Consider the following 16,437-nt stretch of genomic DNA (forward strand, 5'->3'; position numbering starts at 1 on the left):
CCCATGCTGCTGCGTTTCACCAAGATGCATGGGCTGGGCAATGACTTCATGGTCCTGGACCTGGTCAGCCAGCACGCGCACATCCAGCCCAAGCACGCCAAGCAATGGGGCGACCGCCACACCGGCGTGGGCTTCGACCAGCTGCTGATCGTCGAGGCTCCCAGCAACCCGGACGTGGATTTCCGCTACCGGATCTTCAACGCCGATGGCTCCGAGGTCGAACAGTGCGGCAACGGCGCGCGCTGCTTCGCCCGTTTCGTGCTGGACAAGCGCCTGACCGCCAAGAAGCGCATCCGCGTGGAAACCAAGGGCGGCATCATCGAGCTGGACGTGCGCAACGATGGCCAGGTGTGCGTCGACATGGGCCCACCGCGCTTCGCCCCGGCCGAAATCCCCTTCGTCGCCGATGCACAGGCCCTGAGCTACCCCCTGGAAGTCGACGGCCAGGTCCATTCGATCGCCGCCGTTTCCATGGGCAACCCGCATTCGGTGTTACGCGTCGACGACGTGCGCACCGCGCCGGTGCATGAACTGGGGCCGAAGATCGAACACCACCCGCGCTTCCCGCAGCGGGTCAATGCCGGCTTCATCCAGGTCATCGATCGCCATCGCGCCAACCTGCGTGTATGGGAGCGTGGTGCCGGCGAGACCCAGGCCTGCGGTACCGGCGCCTGCGCCGCTGCCGTGGCAGCCATCAGCCAAGGCTGGATGGATTCGCCGGTGACCATCGACCTGCCGGGCGGGCGTCTGAACATCGAATGGGCCGGCCCCGGCAAGCCCGTACTGATGACCGGCCCCGCCGTGCGTGTCTACGAAGGACAGGTTCGTCTTTAAGCGAGTAACCGCCATGACCGATCAGCCCCAGGCTGCACCCAAGCAGGCCCAGGACCTCGATGCCGAGGCCGTGGTCGCCTACCTGCGCGCCCACCCGACCTTCTTCGCCGAACACGACGAGTTGCTGGTCGAACAGCGCATTCCGCACCAACGCGGCGACAGCGTGTCGCTGGTGGAGCGCCAGCTCAAGCTGCTGCGTGATCGCAACATCGAGATGCGCCACCGCCTGTCGCAACTGATGGACGTGGCCCGGGACAACGACCGGCTGTTCGACAAGACCCGCCGGCTGATTCTCGACCTGCTCGACGCCGGCAGCCTGGAAGAAGTGGTGATGGCGGTCGAGGACAGCCTGCGCCAGGAATTCCAGGTGCCCTTCGTCAGCCTGATCCTGTTCGGCGAAACGGCCGCGCCGGTCGGTCGCTGGGCCAGCAATGGCGAGGCCCAGCAGGCCATCGGCGCACTCCTGGGCAGTGGCAAGACGGTCAGCGGCAACCTGCGCGAGCACGAGCTGGCCTTCCTGTTCGGCGAGGAGCAGCGCAAGGAAGTCGGCTCCAGTGCCGTGGCCGCCCTGGAATACCAGGGTCTGCATGGCGTGCTGGCGATTGGCAGCCGCGACCCGCAACACTACAAGAGCAGCGTCGGTACCCTGTTCCTCGGCTACATCGCCGAAGTGCTCGGCCGCGTCGTCCCACGCTTCACCCAGACCCTGCGACCGGTGCGCTGATGGAACGCCAGCTGGAGGCTTATTGCGCACACCTGCGCAACGAGCGCCAGGTGTCCGACCACACCCTGCTGGCCTACCGTCGCGACCTGCAGAAGGTCATCGAATACTGCAACAGCCAAGGCATCGCCGGCTGGGAGGCGCTGCAGGTCCAGCAACTGCGCCAGTTGGTGGCGCGCCAACACCACCACGGCCAGTCGTCCCGCAGCCTGGCGCGCATGCTCTCGGCGGTGCGCGGCCTGTACCGCTACCTCAACCGCGAAGGCCTGTGCCAGCACGACCCGGCCAACGGCTTGTCGCCGCCCAAAGGCGAGCGGCGCCTGCCCAAGACCCTCGATACCGACCGCGCCCTGCAATTGCTCGATGGCGGCGTCGATGACGACTTCATCGCCCAGCGCGACCAGGCCATCCTCGAACTGTTCTATTCGTCGGGGCTGCGTCTGTCGGAACTGACCAACCTCGACATGGACCACCTCGACCTGGCTGGCGGGTTGGTCCAGGTCCTGGGCAAGGGCGGCAAGGCCCGTGTCCTGCCGGTCGGCCGCAAGGCCCGCGAGGCGTTGCAGGCGTGGTTCAGGCTGCGGGGTATCAGCGCACCGCGCGACAATGCCGTGTTCGTCACCCGCCAGGGCAAGCGCCTTGGGCCACGCGCCATCCAAATGCGGGTCAAGACGGCGGGCGAGCGCGAACTCGGCCAGCACCTGCACCCACACATGCTTCGACATTCCTTCGCCAGCCATCTGCTCGAATCGTCCCAGGACCTGCGCGCCGTGCAGGAGATGCTCGGCCATGCCGACATCAGCACCACGCAGATCTATACCCACCTGGACTTCCAGCACCTGGCCGCGGTGTACGACAGCGCCCACCCTCGGGCCAAACGCAGCAAAGGCACAGACTCATGAGCATCAAGCTGATCACCTTCGACCTGGACGATACCCTGTGGGACACCGCACCGGTGATCGCCAGTGCCGAGATCGTCCTGCGCGACTGGCTCGAGGCCAACGCCCCGAGCCTGGGGCCGATTCCGGTCGAACACCTGTTCGCCATCCGCGAACGCCTGGTACAAGCCGAACCTGGCCTCAAACACCGGATCAGCGCCCTGCGCCGCCGGGTACTGTTCCATGCCCTGGAGGAAGTCGGCTACAGCGAAAAACACGCGCAGGAACTGGCCAACGAAGGGTTCGAGGTATTCCTCCACGCTCGCCACCAGGTCGAGGTGTTCCCCGAGGTGCAACCGGTGCTGGAGATCCTGCGCCACCAGTACATCCTTGGCGTGGTCACCAATGGCAACGCCGATGTGCGTCGCCTGGGGCTGGCGGACTATTTCCGCTTTGCGCTGTGCGCCGAAGACCTGGGCATCGGCAAGCCGGACCCGGCACCCTTCCTGGAGGCCCTGCGCCGGGGCGACGTGCAGGCTGATGCCGCCGTGCACATCGGCGACCACCCCGGCGACGACATCGCCGGCGCCCAACGCGCCGGGCTGCGGGCGGTGTGGTTCAACCCCCAGGGCAAGGCCTGGACGGGCGAGCAGGCGCCGGATGCCGAGATCCAGCGGCTTTCCCAGTTGCCGGACGTCCTGACCCGCTGGCGTTGACTGGGGGCGCGTTGCGCCCCAATCGCGGGGCAAGCCCGCTCTCTCATAGAACAACGCATAACTATTTGATTTTGCGGGCCTTGTGGGAGCGGGCTTGTCCCGTGATTGAGACTGAACCGACTTTGCAAAAACGCCGCCCACAAAAAAGCCCGCAGCGACGGCGGGCTTTTTTGTATTCAGCCACTCAGATAGGGCGGCTGCCGTACTTGTTGTCCGGCTTCTTGGGCGGATCGGCGACCACGTTGGCTTCGACCTCTTGAACCTTGCCACCACGAGCAAGGAACTCTTCCATAGCCTTGGCCAGCGCATCGCGCTCCTTCTGCTTGGCTTCCATGCTCGGCATCTCGTCTACCGAGACCGCTGCCTTGGCTTTACCCTTGGCAACCGGTGCTGGGCTGTCGTCATCGCCGGCGTCTTCCGCGCCGTCGTCGGCCGCAGCTTCAAGGCCCTCATCGGCCTCGTCTTCGTCGCCTACTTCGAGGTCGTCATTTTCCAGATCGTCGTCGCTCATGTTCTACCTCATGACTTGCGAAAAGCAGGTTAGTTATAGACCAGTGGAGCCGTAGACCGGCGTCCACTAGTGAAAATTCAACTGGCCGTGGGTTGGCCACTGCCCGGGCATCCATCTCCTGATGGGAAACTGCCGCCCTACAGGCCCTGCTCCTGGCAGCGCCTGAGAAATCATCGAGCCATCAGCCGGGAAAAAGCGCCGGCAATTACCTGCTGGCCATGCGCTATTGCAAGCCTAGCAAAGGGTTTGGAAGTGTGTGGACAGCTCATCGAACACCCTTCGGCGCGCATTCTAGCGCGCTCGTGGAAAAAGCAAAGCTCCCTGAACGCCTGGCAACCTGTAAGTTTTTTACGAATGTCACGAACGTGCCCGGTAAACCGTTTGCCCTACGCCAAACAGCGAATTCCAGGCAAAAAAAAGCCCGGCGAACCGGGCGATTTCTACTGCGTCGCAGCTAGAGGTTGTAGCCGCGTTCGTTGTGCTGGGCCAGGTCGAGGCCGACCGATTCTTCTTCGTCATTGACCCGCAGCCCCATCAGGCCATCGAGCACCTTGAGGATCACGTAGGTTGCGATAGCGGTGTAGACCACGGTGAACAGCACACCCTTGGTCTGTACCCAGACCTGCGCGCCGATGTCCTCGACCGCACCAAACCCGCCCAGGGCCGGCGCTGCGAATACACCGGTGAGAATGGCTCCGACGATACCGCCGACACCATGCACGCCGAAGGCATCCAGGGAGTCGTCGTAGCCGAGCTTGCGCTTGAGGCTGGTGGCGCAGAAATAGCAGATCACGCCCGAGGCCAGGCCGATCACCAGCGCGCCCATCGGGCCGACGGTACCGGCAGCCGGAGTGATGGCCACAAGGCCCGCGACCACACCCGAGGCGATGCCCAGGGCGCTCGGTTTGCCGTGGCCGATCCACTCGGCGAACATCCAACCCAGTGCGGCAGCGGCGGTGGCGATCTGGGTGACCAGCATGGCCATGCCGGCCGTGCCATTGGCGGCGGCGGCGGAACCTGCGTTGAAGCCGAACCAGCCGATCCACAGCATCGCTGCGCCCATCAAGGTATAGCCCAGGTTGTGCGGGGCCATCGGCGTGGTCGGGTAGCCCTTGCGCTTGCCCAGGACCAGGCAGCAGACCAGGCCCGCGATACCGGCGTTGATGTGCACCACGGTACCGCCAGCGAAGTCCAGCACGCCCCAGTCCCACATCAGTGCGCCGTCACCGCTCCAGACCATATGGGCGATTGGCGCATACACCAGGGTGAACCACACACCCATGAACACCAGCATGGCGGAGAACTTCATGCGCTCGGCGAAGGCACCGACGATCAGGGCCGGGGTGATGATGGCGAAGGTCATCTGGAAGGTGATGAACACCGCTTCGGGGAACAGCGCGGCGGCGGAGGTCAGGCTCTGGGGCGTGACACCGCTGAGGAATGCCTTGGAAAAGCCGCCGACGAAGGAATTGAGGTTGACCACGCCCTTTTCCATACCGGTGGTATCGAATGCCAGGCTGTAGCCATAGATGACCCAGAGAATGCTCATCAGGCCGGTGATGGCGAAGCATTGCATCATCACCGACAGCACGTTCTTCGAGCGCACCATGCCACCGTAGAACAATGCCAGGCCCGGAATGGTCATGAACAGCACCAGCGCCGTGGCGGTGAGCATCCAGGCGGTGTCACCGGAGTTCAGCGCCGGGGCAGCTTCCTCTGCCAGGGCCAGGCCTGGCATTACGAGGGACAATAGGGCTCCTAGCCCTGCGATCTTACGCAGAGTCATGTTGTTTTCTCCTGGGGCGTTGGGTTTGGTGAGGCGGTGTTGCTTAGATCGCGTCGGTATCGGTTTCGCCGGTACGGATGCGGATGGCCTGCTCCAGATTGACCACGAAGATCTTGCCGTCACCGATCTTGCCGGTGTTGGCCGCCTTGGTGATGGCTTCGATTACCCGGTCAAGGTCCTTGTCGTCGATGGCGACGTCGATCTTCACCTTGGGCAGGAAATCGACCACGTACTCGGCACCGCGGTACAGCTCGGTATGGCCTTTCTGCCGACCGAAGCCTTTGACTTCGGTCACGGTGATGCCCTGCACGCCGATTTCCGACAGCGACTCGCGCACGTCGTCCAGCTTGAACGGCTTGATGATGGCAGTGACTAGCTTCATGAAACTTCTCCCGATTTGGTGGACTTGCCCCAGGAAAACAAACCCGTCTCAAGTCTAAGCGCAGCGCCTGGCTTTGTAACGCGTCGTCGGCGGCATCCAGCTGCGCATGCGCGCTGTCTGGTTTCAGGTACAGCATCAGTGCATGGCTCGCAGAGGTCTTAGCAGAAACCTTGCCAGTTCGTATAAATTCAATAAAAACAATGAGTTGTGTTAATCGCAGAAACTTGGCCAGTCGCCATCAAAGCCAAGGCGCACAATTACGGTGCATTCGGACGGGCCACATTGCGCAAAAAATGGGCAGCACGAGCCCCACCGAGGCGCGTGTTACACTGCCTTCCTTTCAATGATTCAGCGGACAGCCCAACATGCTCGCGCCAAAAGCCTTTCTCGACGCCCTGAGCGACCAGGCCTCTCGCCTGTTCAGCGGCGATACCGCCCAACCTCGCGCCGAACTGGAAAGCCAGTTCAAGGTCCTCATGCAAGGCGCCTTCAGCAAGCTGGACCTGGTCAGCCGGGACGAATTCGACAGCCAGATGGTGGTCCTGGCCCGTACCCGCGCCCGTCTGGAAGCCCTTGAGAAACAGCTGGCCGAGCTGGAAGCCCGGATCGCGCCGCCAGCCCAGCAATGACGACCGCTATTGCCCTTCTTCGCGGGTAAACCCGCGAAGGGCCTTGGCCCGGTTCGCTGTAAAACCCCGACGCACTCTTTCGCAACCGCCCCTTCCCTGGCGCTCTATGCTTGCCCAACCGCAGGAAGCGGTTCCCACAAGCGATCACGGAGTGTCCATGTCCCTCGCCCTCGTCCATAGCCGCGCCCAGGTCGGTGTGCTGGCGCCTGCTGTCAGTGTCGAAACCCACCTGGCCAACGGCCTGCCTACCTTGACCCTGGTCGGGCTGCCCGAAGCCACGGTCAAGGAAAGCAAGGACCGGGTGCGCAGTGCCATCGTCAACTCCGGCCTGGACTACCCAGCCCGGCGCATCACCCAGAACCTCGCCCCCGCCGACCTGCCCAAGGATGGCGGCCGTTATGACCTGGCCATCGCCCTGGGCATCCTGGCGGCCAACGGCCAGGTTCCGGTGGCGACGCTGGGTGAAATCGAATGCATCGGTGAACTGGCGTTGTCGGGCGGCCTACGGCCAGTGCAAGGCGTACTGCCTGCCGCGCTTGCCGCCCGAGAGGCCGGGCGGGCATTGGTAGTGCCCAAGGAAAATGCCGAGGAGGCCAGCCTGGCGAGCGGCCTGGCGGTGTATGCCGTGGGCCATCTTCTGGAGCTGGTCGCCCATCTCAATGGCCAGGTGCCGCTGGCGCCCTATGCCGCCAATGGTTTGTTGCTGCGCAGCCGGCCCTACCCTGACCTGAGCGAAGTGCAAGGCCAGGCGGCAGCCAAGCGTGCCCTGCTGGTGGCTGCCGCAGGTGCGCACAATTTGCTGTTCACCGGCCCGCCAGGTACAGGCAAGACGCTGCTGGCCAGCCGTTTGCCGGGGCTGCTCCCCCCGCTGGATGAACGCGAAGCCCTGGAAGTGGCGGCAATCCAGTCGGTCAGCGGCCACAAGCCACTGGACTGCTGGCCGCAGCGCCCGTTTCGCCATCCGCACCACTCGGCGTCCGGGCCGGCATTGGTCGGCGGAGGCAGCAGGCCGCAACCGGGGGAGATCACCCTGGCGCACCATGGCGTGCTGTTTCTGGATGAGCTGCCGGAATTCGAGCGGCGCGTGCTGGAGGTGCTTCGCGAACCCTTGGAGTCTGGCGAGATCGTGGTGGCGCGGGCCAGAGATCGAGTGCGTTTCCCGGCGCGCTTTCAGTTGGTGGCGGCAATGAACCCTTGCCCGTGTGGCTACCTGGGCGACCCTACCGGGCGCTGTCGCTGCAGCACCGAGCAGATCCAGCGCTATCGCAACAAGCTTTCCGGCCCCCTGCTCGACCGTATCGACCTGCACCTGACCGTGGCGCGGGAAAGCACGGTGCTGACCAACGAGCCCAGCGGCGATTCAAGCGCCAGCGTCGCCCGCCTGGTGGCAGAGGCGCGCGAGCTGCAGCAGCGCCGCCAAGGGTGCGCCAATGCCTTTCTCGACCTCAATGGCCTGCGCCGCCACTGCGTGCTGGCACCTGCCGACCAGGCCTGGCTGGAAAATGCCTGCGAGCGTTTGACCTTGTCGCTGCGGGCGGCCCATCGATTGCTCAAGGTGGCCCGCACGCTGGCCGATCTCGAACAGGTGGCGGACATTGGCCGGGCGCACCTGGCTGAAGCGCTGCAGTATCGGCCTGGCTCTTGATCGGCACGGTTCTGCGGTCAAGGACAAGCCACACCGCCCCAGCCCACAGAAGATCAGCACTGGCCGTTTGTGCTTTGCGCGACAGTGCAGCCCAAAGGGCTGGGTGACCTCCCGCAACAAGCGTACACAGGGCCTGTGGGAGCGGGCTTGCCCCGCGATTGGGCCGGGCCCGCTATCACCGCCGCCAAGCAAGGGCTTCGCCCTTGATCGCGGGACAAGCCCGCTCCCACAGGGTGTGGTTGGCGAAGTACCGGTGGGAGCCGGCTTGCCCACAACCATAGAATCTCCCACAGAGGTACATTGTTCTCTGCGCGACAGCGCAACCCGGAAGGGCTGGGTGATCTCCCACAGGGGTCGCAAAGGTATCGCCAACAGAACGATTCTTCCCGAAACAACCGGATTGTCCTGCCCACTCACCAAGACGAAAATGCTCGCCTCTGCTAACCCTTGCGTAACCCTTACGCAGCTCAAGGAGCCCGAGCAATGCCCCACGAAGGCAGCCTTCTACAAACCGCGGTGATCTTCCTGCTTGCCGCCGTACTTGCCGTCCCCCTGGCCAAGCGTCTGCAACTGGGTGCAGTGATCGGCTACCTGCTCGCTGGCGTGGCCATCGGCCCCCAGGCTCTGGGCCTGATTCGCGATACCGAAAGCGTCGCGCACATTTCCGAGTTGGGCGTGGTATTGCTGCTGTTCATCATCGGCCTGGAGCTGTCGCCAAAACGCCTGTGGCTGATGCGCAAATCGGTGTTCGGTGTCGGCACCGCCCAGGTGTTGCTGACCGGCACCGCCATCGGCGCCATCGCCCTGTTCGGCTTCGGCCAGTCGCTGCCGGCAGCGGTCGTGCTCGGCCTGGGCCTGGCGTTGTCGTCCACCGCCCTGGGCTTGCAGAGCCTGGCTGAAACCAAGCAGCTCAATGCCCCGCACGGTCGTCTGGCGTTCGCCATCCTGCTGATGCAGGACATCGCGGCGATCCCGCTCATCGCCCTCGTCCCCCTGCTGGCCGCCAGCGGCCCGGACACCAGCCAGGGCGATAGCCTGGAGCATGGCCTGAAGGTGTTCGCCAGCATCGCCATCGTCATCGTCGGTGGCCGTTACCTGCTACGCCCGGTGTTCCGCACCGTAGCCCGCACAGGCATCCCTGAGGTTTCCACCGCCACCGCCCTGCTGGTAGTGATCGGCACCGCCTGGCTGATGGAGCAGGCGGGCATTTCCATGGCCCTGGGCGCCTTCCTTGCCGGCCTGCTGCTGGCGGACTCCGAATACCGCCACGAGCTGGAGTCGCAGATCGAGCCTTTCAAAGGGCTGCTGTTGGGGCTGTTCTTCATCAGCGTAGGCATGGGCGCCAACCTGAGCTTGCTGCTGGAGATGCCCTTCGTGCTGCTGGGCCTGACCCTGCTCCTGATCGCAGTGAAGTTGGCGCTGCTGATCGGCGTCGGCCGCGTCGCCGGCCTGAGCAGCACCAGCGCCCTGCGCCTGGGCATGGTGCTGGCAGCGGGGGGCGAGTTCGCCTTCGTGGTCTTCAAGCTAGGCAAGGACCAGGGCCTGTTCGACACCCAGACCTACGACCTGCTGCTGATGACCATCACCCTGTCGATGGCCATAACGCCCTTGCTGATGCTCGGTTGCGCCCGCGCCCTCAAGCGCCCGCACGCCACGCGTGAGGTGCCCGAGCAGTACAAGCAGATCCAGACCGACACGCCACGGGTGGTGATCGTCGGCATGGGCCGCATGGGTCAGATCGTTTCGCGCATCCTGCGTGCCCAGAAAATCCCTTTTATCGCCCTGGAAACGTCAGTGGACGCCATCGAGATGACCCGCATGTTCGAGCAGGCCCCGGTGTTCTACGGCGACCCGCTGCGCCCTGAAGTGCTGCATGCGGCCAAGGTCGGCGAGGCGGAGTATTTCGTCATCACCACCGACGACCCTGAGGTCACCACCCGCACGGCAGAACGGGTCAAGCGCTTGTACCCACACCTGAAAGTGCTGGCCCGCGCGCGTAACCGCCAGCATGTGCACAAGCTCGTGGACGCGGGTGCCGAGCCGATCCGCGAGACGTTCTACTCCAGCCTGGAGATGAGCCGTCGGGCATTAGTGGGGCTGGGCTTGAGCGACGAGCAGGCGGCCGACCGGATCGAACGGTTTACCCAGCACGACGAAGAAGTGCTAGTGGCCCAAGGGCAGGTACGCGATGACCGAGCCAAGGTGATGCAGACGGCCAAGGAGGCGCGGGTGGAGTTGGAGCGGTTGTTTGAGTCGGATGCCGATTGAGGCCTTGTAGCGTATGCCTTGAGAGTTGTAGCGATTTCGAGGTCGAGCGCCGTGCGGGCGGCGCTCGATCTTATAAGCGCTACCTCCTTCAAGGTGGTCACCTGATTGCTGAACAAGCATCGCCACGGGGCGCTGCTCTACAAGCGATACACTTTTCTGCCGAGCAAAGAAAAGGGCCACTGTCACCAGTAGCCCTGTGTTCGTGCTTGATATTTCATATACACACCCTCAAGCCGGGGTGTGGAGGTCTCACCCGACGCTGATGATTCAGCCATCGACGGGGTTCCTACGCCAGCTAAAGCCGCTGAATGGCAACTGGTTTCGCGCTCGTGTGAAACGCTAGCAGCTGCCCTGCTCAAGTCGTCCATCAAGGTTACTTGATATGACTTACCCTGCAGTCAACGCGTTATAGCCGACCGCTCTGTTTATGACGGATTGTTTTGTACTATCTGTGCCGACCCTTTCGCGACCGCGAAGGGGCCAACCCAGGCAGCCAAGCATCCGGAGACCGATCATTGGAAGACCTCAATTCCCTCTACTACTTCACCCAGGTAGTCGAGCACGGCGGCTTCGCCCCGGCGGGCCGGGCGCTGGACATTCCCAAGTCCAAGCTCAGCCGGCGCATCGCCGACCTGGAAGAGCGTCTGGGCGTGCGGCTGCTGCATCGCACCAGCCGCCACTGCTCGCTCACCGAGATCGGCCAGGCCTACTACAACCGTTGCCTGGCCATGCGCGTGGAGGCCGAAGGGGCGGCGGAGATCATCGAGCGCAACCGCAGCGAACCGCGCGGGCTGGTGCGCATCAGTTGCCCGACCACCCTGCTCAATTCCTGGGTCGGGCCGATGCTGACCCGCTACATGATCAAGTATCCGCAGGTGGAACTGTTCATCGAGAGCACCAATCGCCGTGTCGACCTATTGCACGAGGGCTTCGACATCGCCTTGCGGGTGCGCTTCCCGCCGCTGGAAAACACCGACATGGTGATGAAGGTGCTGAGCAACAGCACCCAGTGCCTGGTCGGCCAACCGCAGTTCCTGGACGGGCTGCCCAAAGGCTTCGACCCACTGATGCTCGGCCAGCTGCCGAGCCTGCATTGGGGCAGCGCCCAGCGTGAATACCGCTGGGAGCTGTTCCACGGCGAGGACACTAGTCGCAGCCTCGTCATCCCCCATACGCCCCGCGTGGTCACCGACGACCTGTTCGCCCTGCGCCATTTCGTGGTGGCCGGGGTAGGTATCGCGCACTTGCCCCGGGTGGCGGTGCGCGACGATCTGGCCGCGGGCCGGTTGGTGGAGTTGGTCCCAGGTTGGCACCCGCGTTGCGGTATCGTGCATGCGATCTTCCCTTCGCGACGGGGGTTGCTGCCGTCGGTACGGGCGTTGATCGATCATTTGGCCGAGGAGTTCGCCATCAGCGACATGGCTTGATAGCGAGAGAGCGAAGCCGCCTCGGCCGGTGTGCGGTGTCGTCCTGGGGCTGCGTTGCAGCCCCTTCGCGGCGCCGCTCCTACGGAGGAGTGTGCGCACTCAGAACGCGAAGCATGAGCAACCCAGTGCGCCCCAGAAGCCTTGGAAGTCGTTCACCGGTACATTCGAATGACGCGCCTTCTCATGGCTGTGTGCATGCACCCCGCAAGGGCCGACGCACTGGTGGGCCACCGCCGCCAACGATGGCGTACCGACTCGCCAATGCCCCGGCACCTTGGTCACCGGCGACCACTCCGGCAACACCGGCACTTGTGGCGGGCCGAGCCTGTCGAATTCCGCCGCGCCATACACCACCTTGCCATCGACGATGGTCAGCACCGACTCGATCCCCTTGATCGCTTCTTCCTCGACGCTGAAGAAGTCCAGCGACAGCGCCGCCAGGTCGGCCAGCTGGCCCACTTTGATCTGGCCTTTCTTGCCCTGCTCGCTGGAGAACCAGGCACTGCCCTGGGTGAACAGCTGCAGCGCGGTATCGCGGCTCAGGCCTTGCGGGTATAGCGCCATGCCGCCGACCGTCTTGCCGCTGACCAGCCAGTACAGCGAGGTCCACGGGTTGTAGCTTGACACGCGGGTGGCGTCGGTACCGGCGCCCACCGGTACGCCCATGTCGAGCATGCGCTTGATCGGCGGAGTCTGTTCGGCGGCCTTCGCACCGTAGCGGTCGACGAAATACTCACCCTGGAAGGCCATGCGGTCCTGGATGGCGATACCTCCGCCGAGTGCCCGCACACGCTCGATATTCTGTGGGGTGATGGTCTCGGCGTGGTCGAAGAACCACGGCAGCCCATTGAACGGAATGTCGCGGTTGACCTTCTCGAAGACGTCGAGCATGCGCGAGATCGACTCGTTGTAGGTGGCATGCAGGCGGAACGGCCAGCGCTGCTCCACCAGATGGCGCACCACCGGTTCGAGCTCTTGTTCCATGGTTTGCGGCAGGTCAGGACGCGGCTCGAGGAAGTCTTCGAAGTCAGCAGCCGAGAACACCAACATTTCGCCGGCGCCGTTGTGGCGTAGGAAGTCGTTGCCGCCATGGAGCTTGACGCTTGAGGTCCAGCTCTTGAAGTCGGCCAGTTCCTGCTTGGGCTTCTGGGTAAACAGGTTGTAGGCGATGCGCACGGTCAGCTGGTCGTTGTCGGCCAGCTCCTGGATCACCTGGTAGTCGTCCGGGTAGTTCTGGTAGCCGCCGCCGGCATCGATGGCGCTGGTCAAGCCCAGGCGGTTGAGCTCGCGCATGAATTGGCGGGTGGAGTTGACCTGGTATTCCAGCGGCAGCTTCGGCCCCTTGGCCAGGGTGGCGTAGAGAATCATGGCGTTCGGGCGGGCGATGAGCATGCCGGTCGGGTTGCCGAACTTGTCGCGCTGGATCTCGCCACCCGGCGGATTGGGGGTGTCCTTGGTGTAGCCCACAGCCTTGAGGGCGGCACGGTTGAGTAGCGCGCGGTCGTAGAGGTGCAGCAGGAACACCGGAGTGTCGGGCGCAGCCTGGTTGATTTCGTCCAGGGTCGGCATGCGTTTTTCGGCGAACTGGAATTCGTTCCAGCCACCGACCACACGCACCCATTGTGGAGTGGGTGTGCGCGCGGCCTGGTCCTTGAGCATGCGCAGGGCATCGGCTACCGACGGCACGCCTTCCCAGCGCAGCTCCAGGTTGTAGTTCAGGCCACCGCGGATCAGGTGCAGGTGCGAGTCGTTCAAGCCAGGGATCACCGTGCGCTGCCTGAGGTCGATAAGCTGGGTGGTGGCGCCCTTGTGGGCCATGGCCTCGGCGTCGCTGCCCACGGCGATGAAACGGCCGTCCTTGATGGCGACGGCGGTCGCGGTCGGCTTCTCGCGGTCAACGGTATGCAGTTTGCCGTTGAACAGAACCAGGTCGGCCGTCATGGCGCCTCCTTGGGTAGATGCGTGAGCGGAACCGGCGGCGCCGGTGAAGGGCAATGCGGACCAGAGCGCGCCCGCGGCACCGAGTACGGTGCTGGCGGCGATGAACTGGCGACGGGTCGTGTCGTTGCGGTCCTTGGACATGGGCTTCTCCGTCTGGGTGGCAGGCACAACTGGGGCGCATGCCGGTTGGGGCTGATCAGGGCCTGGGTAGACGTGCGGTGGGCTGTGAAAGGTTAGCCCTGTTGGAGGTTCGTGCTGCCTGCCATGGCCTTCGCCCTTGATCGCGGGGCAAGCCCGCTCCCACAGATACGGCGGTGGTCGAAGGCCATGGCGCCGGTATCCGGCGCCATGGCGAGGAGGTTTACTTACCGGCAGTCAGGGTGCTGTAGCTGGTCATCAGGTTGCGGTAGTCCGGGATGTGGTTGGAGAACAGGGTACCCAGGCCTTCGATGTCGTTGCGCCAGTCGCGGTGCAGCTCACAGGCCACGCCGAACCAGGTCATCAGCTGCGCACCGGCCGCTTCCATCCGGCGCCAGGCGGCGTCGCGGGTCATTTCGTTGAAGGTGCCGGAGGCATCGGTGACCACGAACACTTCGAACTCCTCCTCCAGGGCCGACAACGCTGGGAAGGCCACGCACACTTCGGTCACGACACCGGCGATGATCAGCTGCTTCTTGCCGGTGGCTTTCACCGCCTTGACGAAATCTTCGTTATCCCAGGCGTTGATCTGGCCTGGGCGGGCGATGTAAGGGGCATCGGGGAACTGCGCCTTGAGCTCGGGCACCAGCGGGCCGTTGGGGCCTTGCTCGAAGCTGGTGGTGAGGATGGTCGGCAGGTTGAAGTACTTGGCCAGGTCAGCCAGGGCGAGCACGTTGTTCTTGAAGCGGTCCGGCTCGATGTCACGTACCAGCGAGAGCAGGCCAGCCTGGTGGTCGACCAGCAGAACGGCGGCGTTGTTCTTGTCCAGACGGTTGTAGGTGAATTTGCTCATGGTCTGTGTTCCTTCAAGTAGTGAGTAGGGGTGTTGCCTTGACTGCATGGACACAGATTAAAAGCACCACCTTTGCAGCACTAGATGGCGAAAATTGGCTCATGCGTTCTATTTTTAGAACGCTATCTCGGGGCGAGCCCGCTCCCACGGAGCTACCGCCTCCTACCCTCTAGATCCTGGTTGCCGGCGCCAGCGCCCTGCTCTTTACTACCTTTCGATCCTTTTCCTCACCGAGACCAAAATGCTGGCCTTCATCCAGTCCTCACCGTTGCTGCTCGGCGCCTGTCTTGTCTTTCTGGACCTGCTGCTGTGGCAGTTGATCCCGACCGAGCGCCGGGTCGGTCGTATCACCGTCCGGCTGATGATCTTCCTGCTGTTCAGTTGGGTTCTGCTGACGGCAGGCTTGAGTCCCTTGCAACCGCCGCCCTGGGCAGAGGACGTGCCTCGCAACCTGATAGCCACCGCGCTGGAGATCGCCTGGTGGCTGTTCTTCGCGCGCACGGTGGCGGTGGTGTTCGGCCTGCTGTTGATCGCCCGCGGCGGCCACGGCGGGCGCTTGCTGCAGGACGTGCTTGGGGCGCTGATCTTCGTGGCAGCGGTGATCGCAGCGGCGGCCTATGTGTTGCAACTGCCGGTCAAAGGCCTGCTGGCGACGTCAGGGGTCATGGCCATCGTCATCGGCCTGGCGTTGCAGAGCACCTTGGCGGACGTGTTCTCCGGCATCGTGCTCAACACAACGCGGCCCTATCAGATCGGTGATGCGATCTCCATCGATGGCACCGAGGGCAAGGTGCTGGACATCGACTGGCGAGCCACACGCCTGCTCACCGGCAACGGCAGCCTGGCCGTGGTGCCGAACTCGGTGGTGGCCAAGGCCAAGCTGCTCAACTTCAGTCGTCCAGCGGACGTGCATGGGGTATCGATCAGTGTGGTGGTGCCGGCCAAAGTGCGTCCCAAGCGGGTATTCGATGCCCTGGAGAAGGCCCTGCAAGGCACCAGTGCGTTGCTCAGCAGCCCCTCGCCCAAGGTGACGGTCAAGACCTCGACCCTGGAATCGGTGGAATACGAAGCCAGCGGCTTCGTCGCCAGCATGGCGCGCAAGACCGAGGTGCGTAACCAGCTGTTCGACCTGGCCCACCGCCACCTGGAGGCCAGCGGCGTGATGTGGAACGTCGACCTTGCCCTGCCACCGCGTAGCCGCCAGCGCGACCTGCTGGACGAGGTGCGAGTGTTCCGCTCGTTGACCAGTGATGAGCGCGATGCCCTGAGCCAGCGCATGACCGCCGTGGAATACCTGGCTGACCAGGTGATCCTCGGCGTGGGCGAGCAGTCCGACCATTTACTGGTGATTGGCAGCGGCGTGGTCTCGGCGTCGATCCGCGATGGCGAACGGCTGGTCGAAGCCGGGCGCATGGGGCCAGGCGAGGTGCTGGGGATCGAGGGGCTTATCGACGATGAGGACTCCTTCGCCGAGTTCCGCACGCTCACCGGTTGCCTGCTCTATCGCATCGACAAGGAACAGGTACGCAGCTGCCTGGTCCAGCGTGGCGAGGTGCAATCGGCGCTGACCAAGCTGCAGCGGTTCCGCCGCCAGAGCCGAGAGTCTCTGTTGCTGCAGAAGCCGCCGCAGGTCAAGAAAGGCGGGTTCCTCAGCTGGTTGCACAAGTAAGCCTCGACGCGCCCGTTGTAGGAGCGGCCTGCCTGCATC

Annotated in this window: 14 protein-coding genes; 9 read left to right on the top strand and 5 right to left on the bottom strand. The window is 64.0% G+C overall.

Going from position 1 to position 16,437, the window contains the following annotated elements; genetic code table 11:
- Positions 1-3 precede the first annotated feature (3 nt).
- The 4 genes from dapF to IRZ56_RS08950 are packed head-to-tail and all read left to right on the top strand — an operon-like array spanning position 4 to position 3,149.
- On the top strand, positions 4-834 hold the full coding sequence (gene dapF / locus IRZ56_RS08935) for a diaminopimelate epimerase (protein WP_196144628.1): 831 nt from the start codon (positions 4-6) through the stop codon (positions 832-834).
- Between the two features lie 13 nt (positions 835-847).
- The gene (locus IRZ56_RS08940; RefSeq protein ID WP_196144629.1) at positions 848-1,558 is read left to right on the top strand and encodes a DUF484 family protein; all 711 of its coding nucleotides are present in this window, start codon (positions 848-850) and stop codon (positions 1,556-1,558) included.
- Positions 1,558-2,457, top strand: coding sequence for a tyrosine recombinase XerC (gene xerC / locus IRZ56_RS08945; protein ID WP_196144630.1), 900 nt, complete (start codon positions 1,558-1,560; stop codon positions 2,455-2,457). The genes IRZ56_RS08940 and xerC overlap by 1 nt, the downstream gene beginning before the upstream one ends.
- Positions 2,454-3,149: an HAD family hydrolase gene (locus IRZ56_RS08950; protein WP_196144631.1), complete on the top strand. Its 696-nt coding sequence runs from the start codon at positions 2,454-2,456 to the stop codon at positions 3,147-3,149. Before xerC ends, IRZ56_RS08950 begins: the two co-directional genes overlap by 4 nt.
- A gap of 184 nt (positions 3,150-3,333) precedes the next feature.
- Here the strand turns inward: IRZ56_RS08950 and sutA are convergent, their stop codons facing one another.
- From sutA to glnK, 3 genes are all read right to left on the bottom strand, one after another.
- Entirely contained in the window at positions 3,334-3,660 is a 327-nt protein-coding gene (sutA, locus tag IRZ56_RS08955) for a transcriptional regulator SutA (protein WP_196144632.1), read from the bottom strand.
- Positions 3,661-4,114: 454 nt separating this feature from the next.
- Positions 4,115-5,446 carry an ammonium transporter gene (locus IRZ56_RS08960; protein WP_196144633.1) on the bottom strand — a complete coding sequence of 444 codons (1,332 nt, stop codon included), beginning with the start codon at positions 5,444-5,446 and terminating at the stop codon, positions 4,115-4,117.
- Between the two features lie 43 nt (positions 5,447-5,489).
- Positions 5,490-5,828, bottom strand: coding sequence for a P-II family nitrogen regulator (gene glnK / locus IRZ56_RS08965; protein WP_002555808.1), 339 nt, complete (start codon positions 5,826-5,828; stop codon positions 5,490-5,492).
- A gap of 365 nt (positions 5,829-6,193) precedes the next feature.
- Between glnK and IRZ56_RS08970 the strand changes: the two genes are divergently transcribed.
- From IRZ56_RS08970 to IRZ56_RS08985, 4 genes are all read left to right on the top strand, one after another.
- Positions 6,194-6,457: an accessory factor UbiK family protein gene (locus IRZ56_RS08970; protein ID WP_196144634.1), complete on the top strand. Its 264-nt coding sequence runs from the start codon at positions 6,194-6,196 to the stop codon at positions 6,455-6,457.
- Positions 6,458-6,614: 157 nt separating this feature from the next.
- The gene (locus IRZ56_RS08975) at positions 6,615-8,102 is read left to right on the top strand and encodes a YifB family Mg chelatase-like AAA ATPase (RefSeq protein ID WP_196144635.1); all 1,488 of its coding nucleotides are present in this window, start codon (positions 6,615-6,617) and stop codon (positions 8,100-8,102) included.
- Positions 8,103-8,585: 483 nt separating this feature from the next.
- Positions 8,586-10,370: a monovalent cation:proton antiporter-2 (CPA2) family protein gene (locus IRZ56_RS08980; RefSeq protein WP_196144636.1), complete on the top strand. Its 1,785-nt coding sequence runs from the start codon at positions 8,586-8,588 to the stop codon at positions 10,368-10,370.
- Positions 10,371-10,885: 515 nt separating this feature from the next.
- Entirely contained in the window at positions 10,886-11,797 is a 912-nt protein-coding gene (locus tag IRZ56_RS08985; protein ID WP_196144637.1) for a LysR substrate-binding domain-containing protein, read from the top strand.
- A gap of 99 nt (positions 11,798-11,896) precedes the next feature.
- Here IRZ56_RS08985 and IRZ56_RS08990 read toward each other — a convergent pair whose 3' ends face one another.
- Both IRZ56_RS08990 and ycaC read right to left on the bottom strand, forming a co-directional pair.
- Positions 11,897-13,738, bottom strand: coding sequence for an amidohydrolase (locus IRZ56_RS08990; protein WP_196144725.1), 1,842 nt, complete (start codon positions 13,736-13,738; stop codon positions 11,897-11,899).
- Positions 13,739-14,099: 361 nt separating this feature from the next.
- Positions 14,100-14,729, bottom strand: coding sequence for an isochorismate family cysteine hydrolase YcaC (ycaC, locus tag IRZ56_RS08995; protein WP_043213448.1), 630 nt, complete (start codon positions 14,727-14,729; stop codon positions 14,100-14,102).
- Positions 14,730-14,970: 241 nt separating this feature from the next.
- Here ycaC and IRZ56_RS09000 point away from each other — a divergent pair, with 241 nt between their 5' ends.
- On the top strand, positions 14,971-16,398 hold the full coding sequence (locus IRZ56_RS09000; protein WP_196144638.1) for a mechanosensitive ion channel family protein: 1,428 nt from the start codon (positions 14,971-14,973) through the stop codon (positions 16,396-16,398).
- The last annotated feature ends 39 nt before the right edge of the window (positions 16,399-16,437 follow it).

Source organism: Pseudomonas guariconensis (assembly GCF_015680235.1).
Lineage (GTDB): Bacteria > Pseudomonadota > Gammaproteobacteria > Pseudomonadales > Pseudomonadaceae > Aquipseudomonas > Aquipseudomonas guariconensis_A.

What these genes read in the sequence shown, in the direction of transcription:
- dapF (WP_196144628.1), top strand. Translation starts at nt 4, where the DNA reads ATGCTGCTGCGTTTCACCAAGATGCATGGGCTGGGCAATGACTTCATG.
- IRZ56_RS08940 (WP_196144629.1), top strand. Translation starts at nt 848, where the DNA reads ATGACCGATCAGCCCCAGGCTGCACCCAAGCAGGCCCAGGACCTCGAT.
- xerC (WP_196144630.1), top strand. Translation starts at nt 1,558, where the DNA reads ATGGAACGCCAGCTGGAGGCTTATTGCGCACACCTGCGCAACGAGCGC.
- IRZ56_RS08950 (WP_196144631.1), top strand. Translation starts at nt 2,454, where the DNA reads ATGAGCATCAAGCTGATCACCTTCGACCTGGACGATACCCTGTGGGAC.
- sutA (WP_196144632.1), bottom strand. Translation starts at nt 3,660, where the DNA reads ATGAGCGACGACGATCTGGAAAATGACGACCTCGAAGTAGGCGACGAA.
- IRZ56_RS08960 (WP_196144633.1), bottom strand. Translation starts at nt 5,446, where the DNA reads ATGACTCTGCGTAAGATCGCAGGGCTAGGAGCCCTATTGTCCCTCGTA.
- glnK (WP_002555808.1), bottom strand. Translation starts at nt 5,828, where the DNA reads ATGAAGCTAGTCACTGCCATCATCAAGCCGTTCAAGCTGGACGACGTG.
- IRZ56_RS08970 (WP_196144634.1), top strand. Translation starts at nt 6,194, where the DNA reads ATGCTCGCGCCAAAAGCCTTTCTCGACGCCCTGAGCGACCAGGCCTCT.
- IRZ56_RS08975 (WP_196144635.1), top strand. Translation starts at nt 6,615, where the DNA reads ATGTCCCTCGCCCTCGTCCATAGCCGCGCCCAGGTCGGTGTGCTGGCG.
- IRZ56_RS08980 (WP_196144636.1), top strand. Translation starts at nt 8,586, where the DNA reads ATGCCCCACGAAGGCAGCCTTCTACAAACCGCGGTGATCTTCCTGCTT.
- IRZ56_RS08990 (WP_196144725.1), bottom strand. Translation starts at nt 13,738, where the DNA reads ATGACGGCCGACCTGGTTCTGTTCAACGGCAAACTGCATACCGTTGAC.
- ycaC (WP_043213448.1), bottom strand. Translation starts at nt 14,729, where the DNA reads ATGAGCAAATTCACCTACAACCGTCTGGACAAGAACAACGCCGCCGTT.
- IRZ56_RS09000 (WP_196144638.1), top strand. Translation starts at nt 14,971, where the DNA reads ATGCTGGCCTTCATCCAGTCCTCACCGTTGCTGCTCGGCGCCTGTCTT.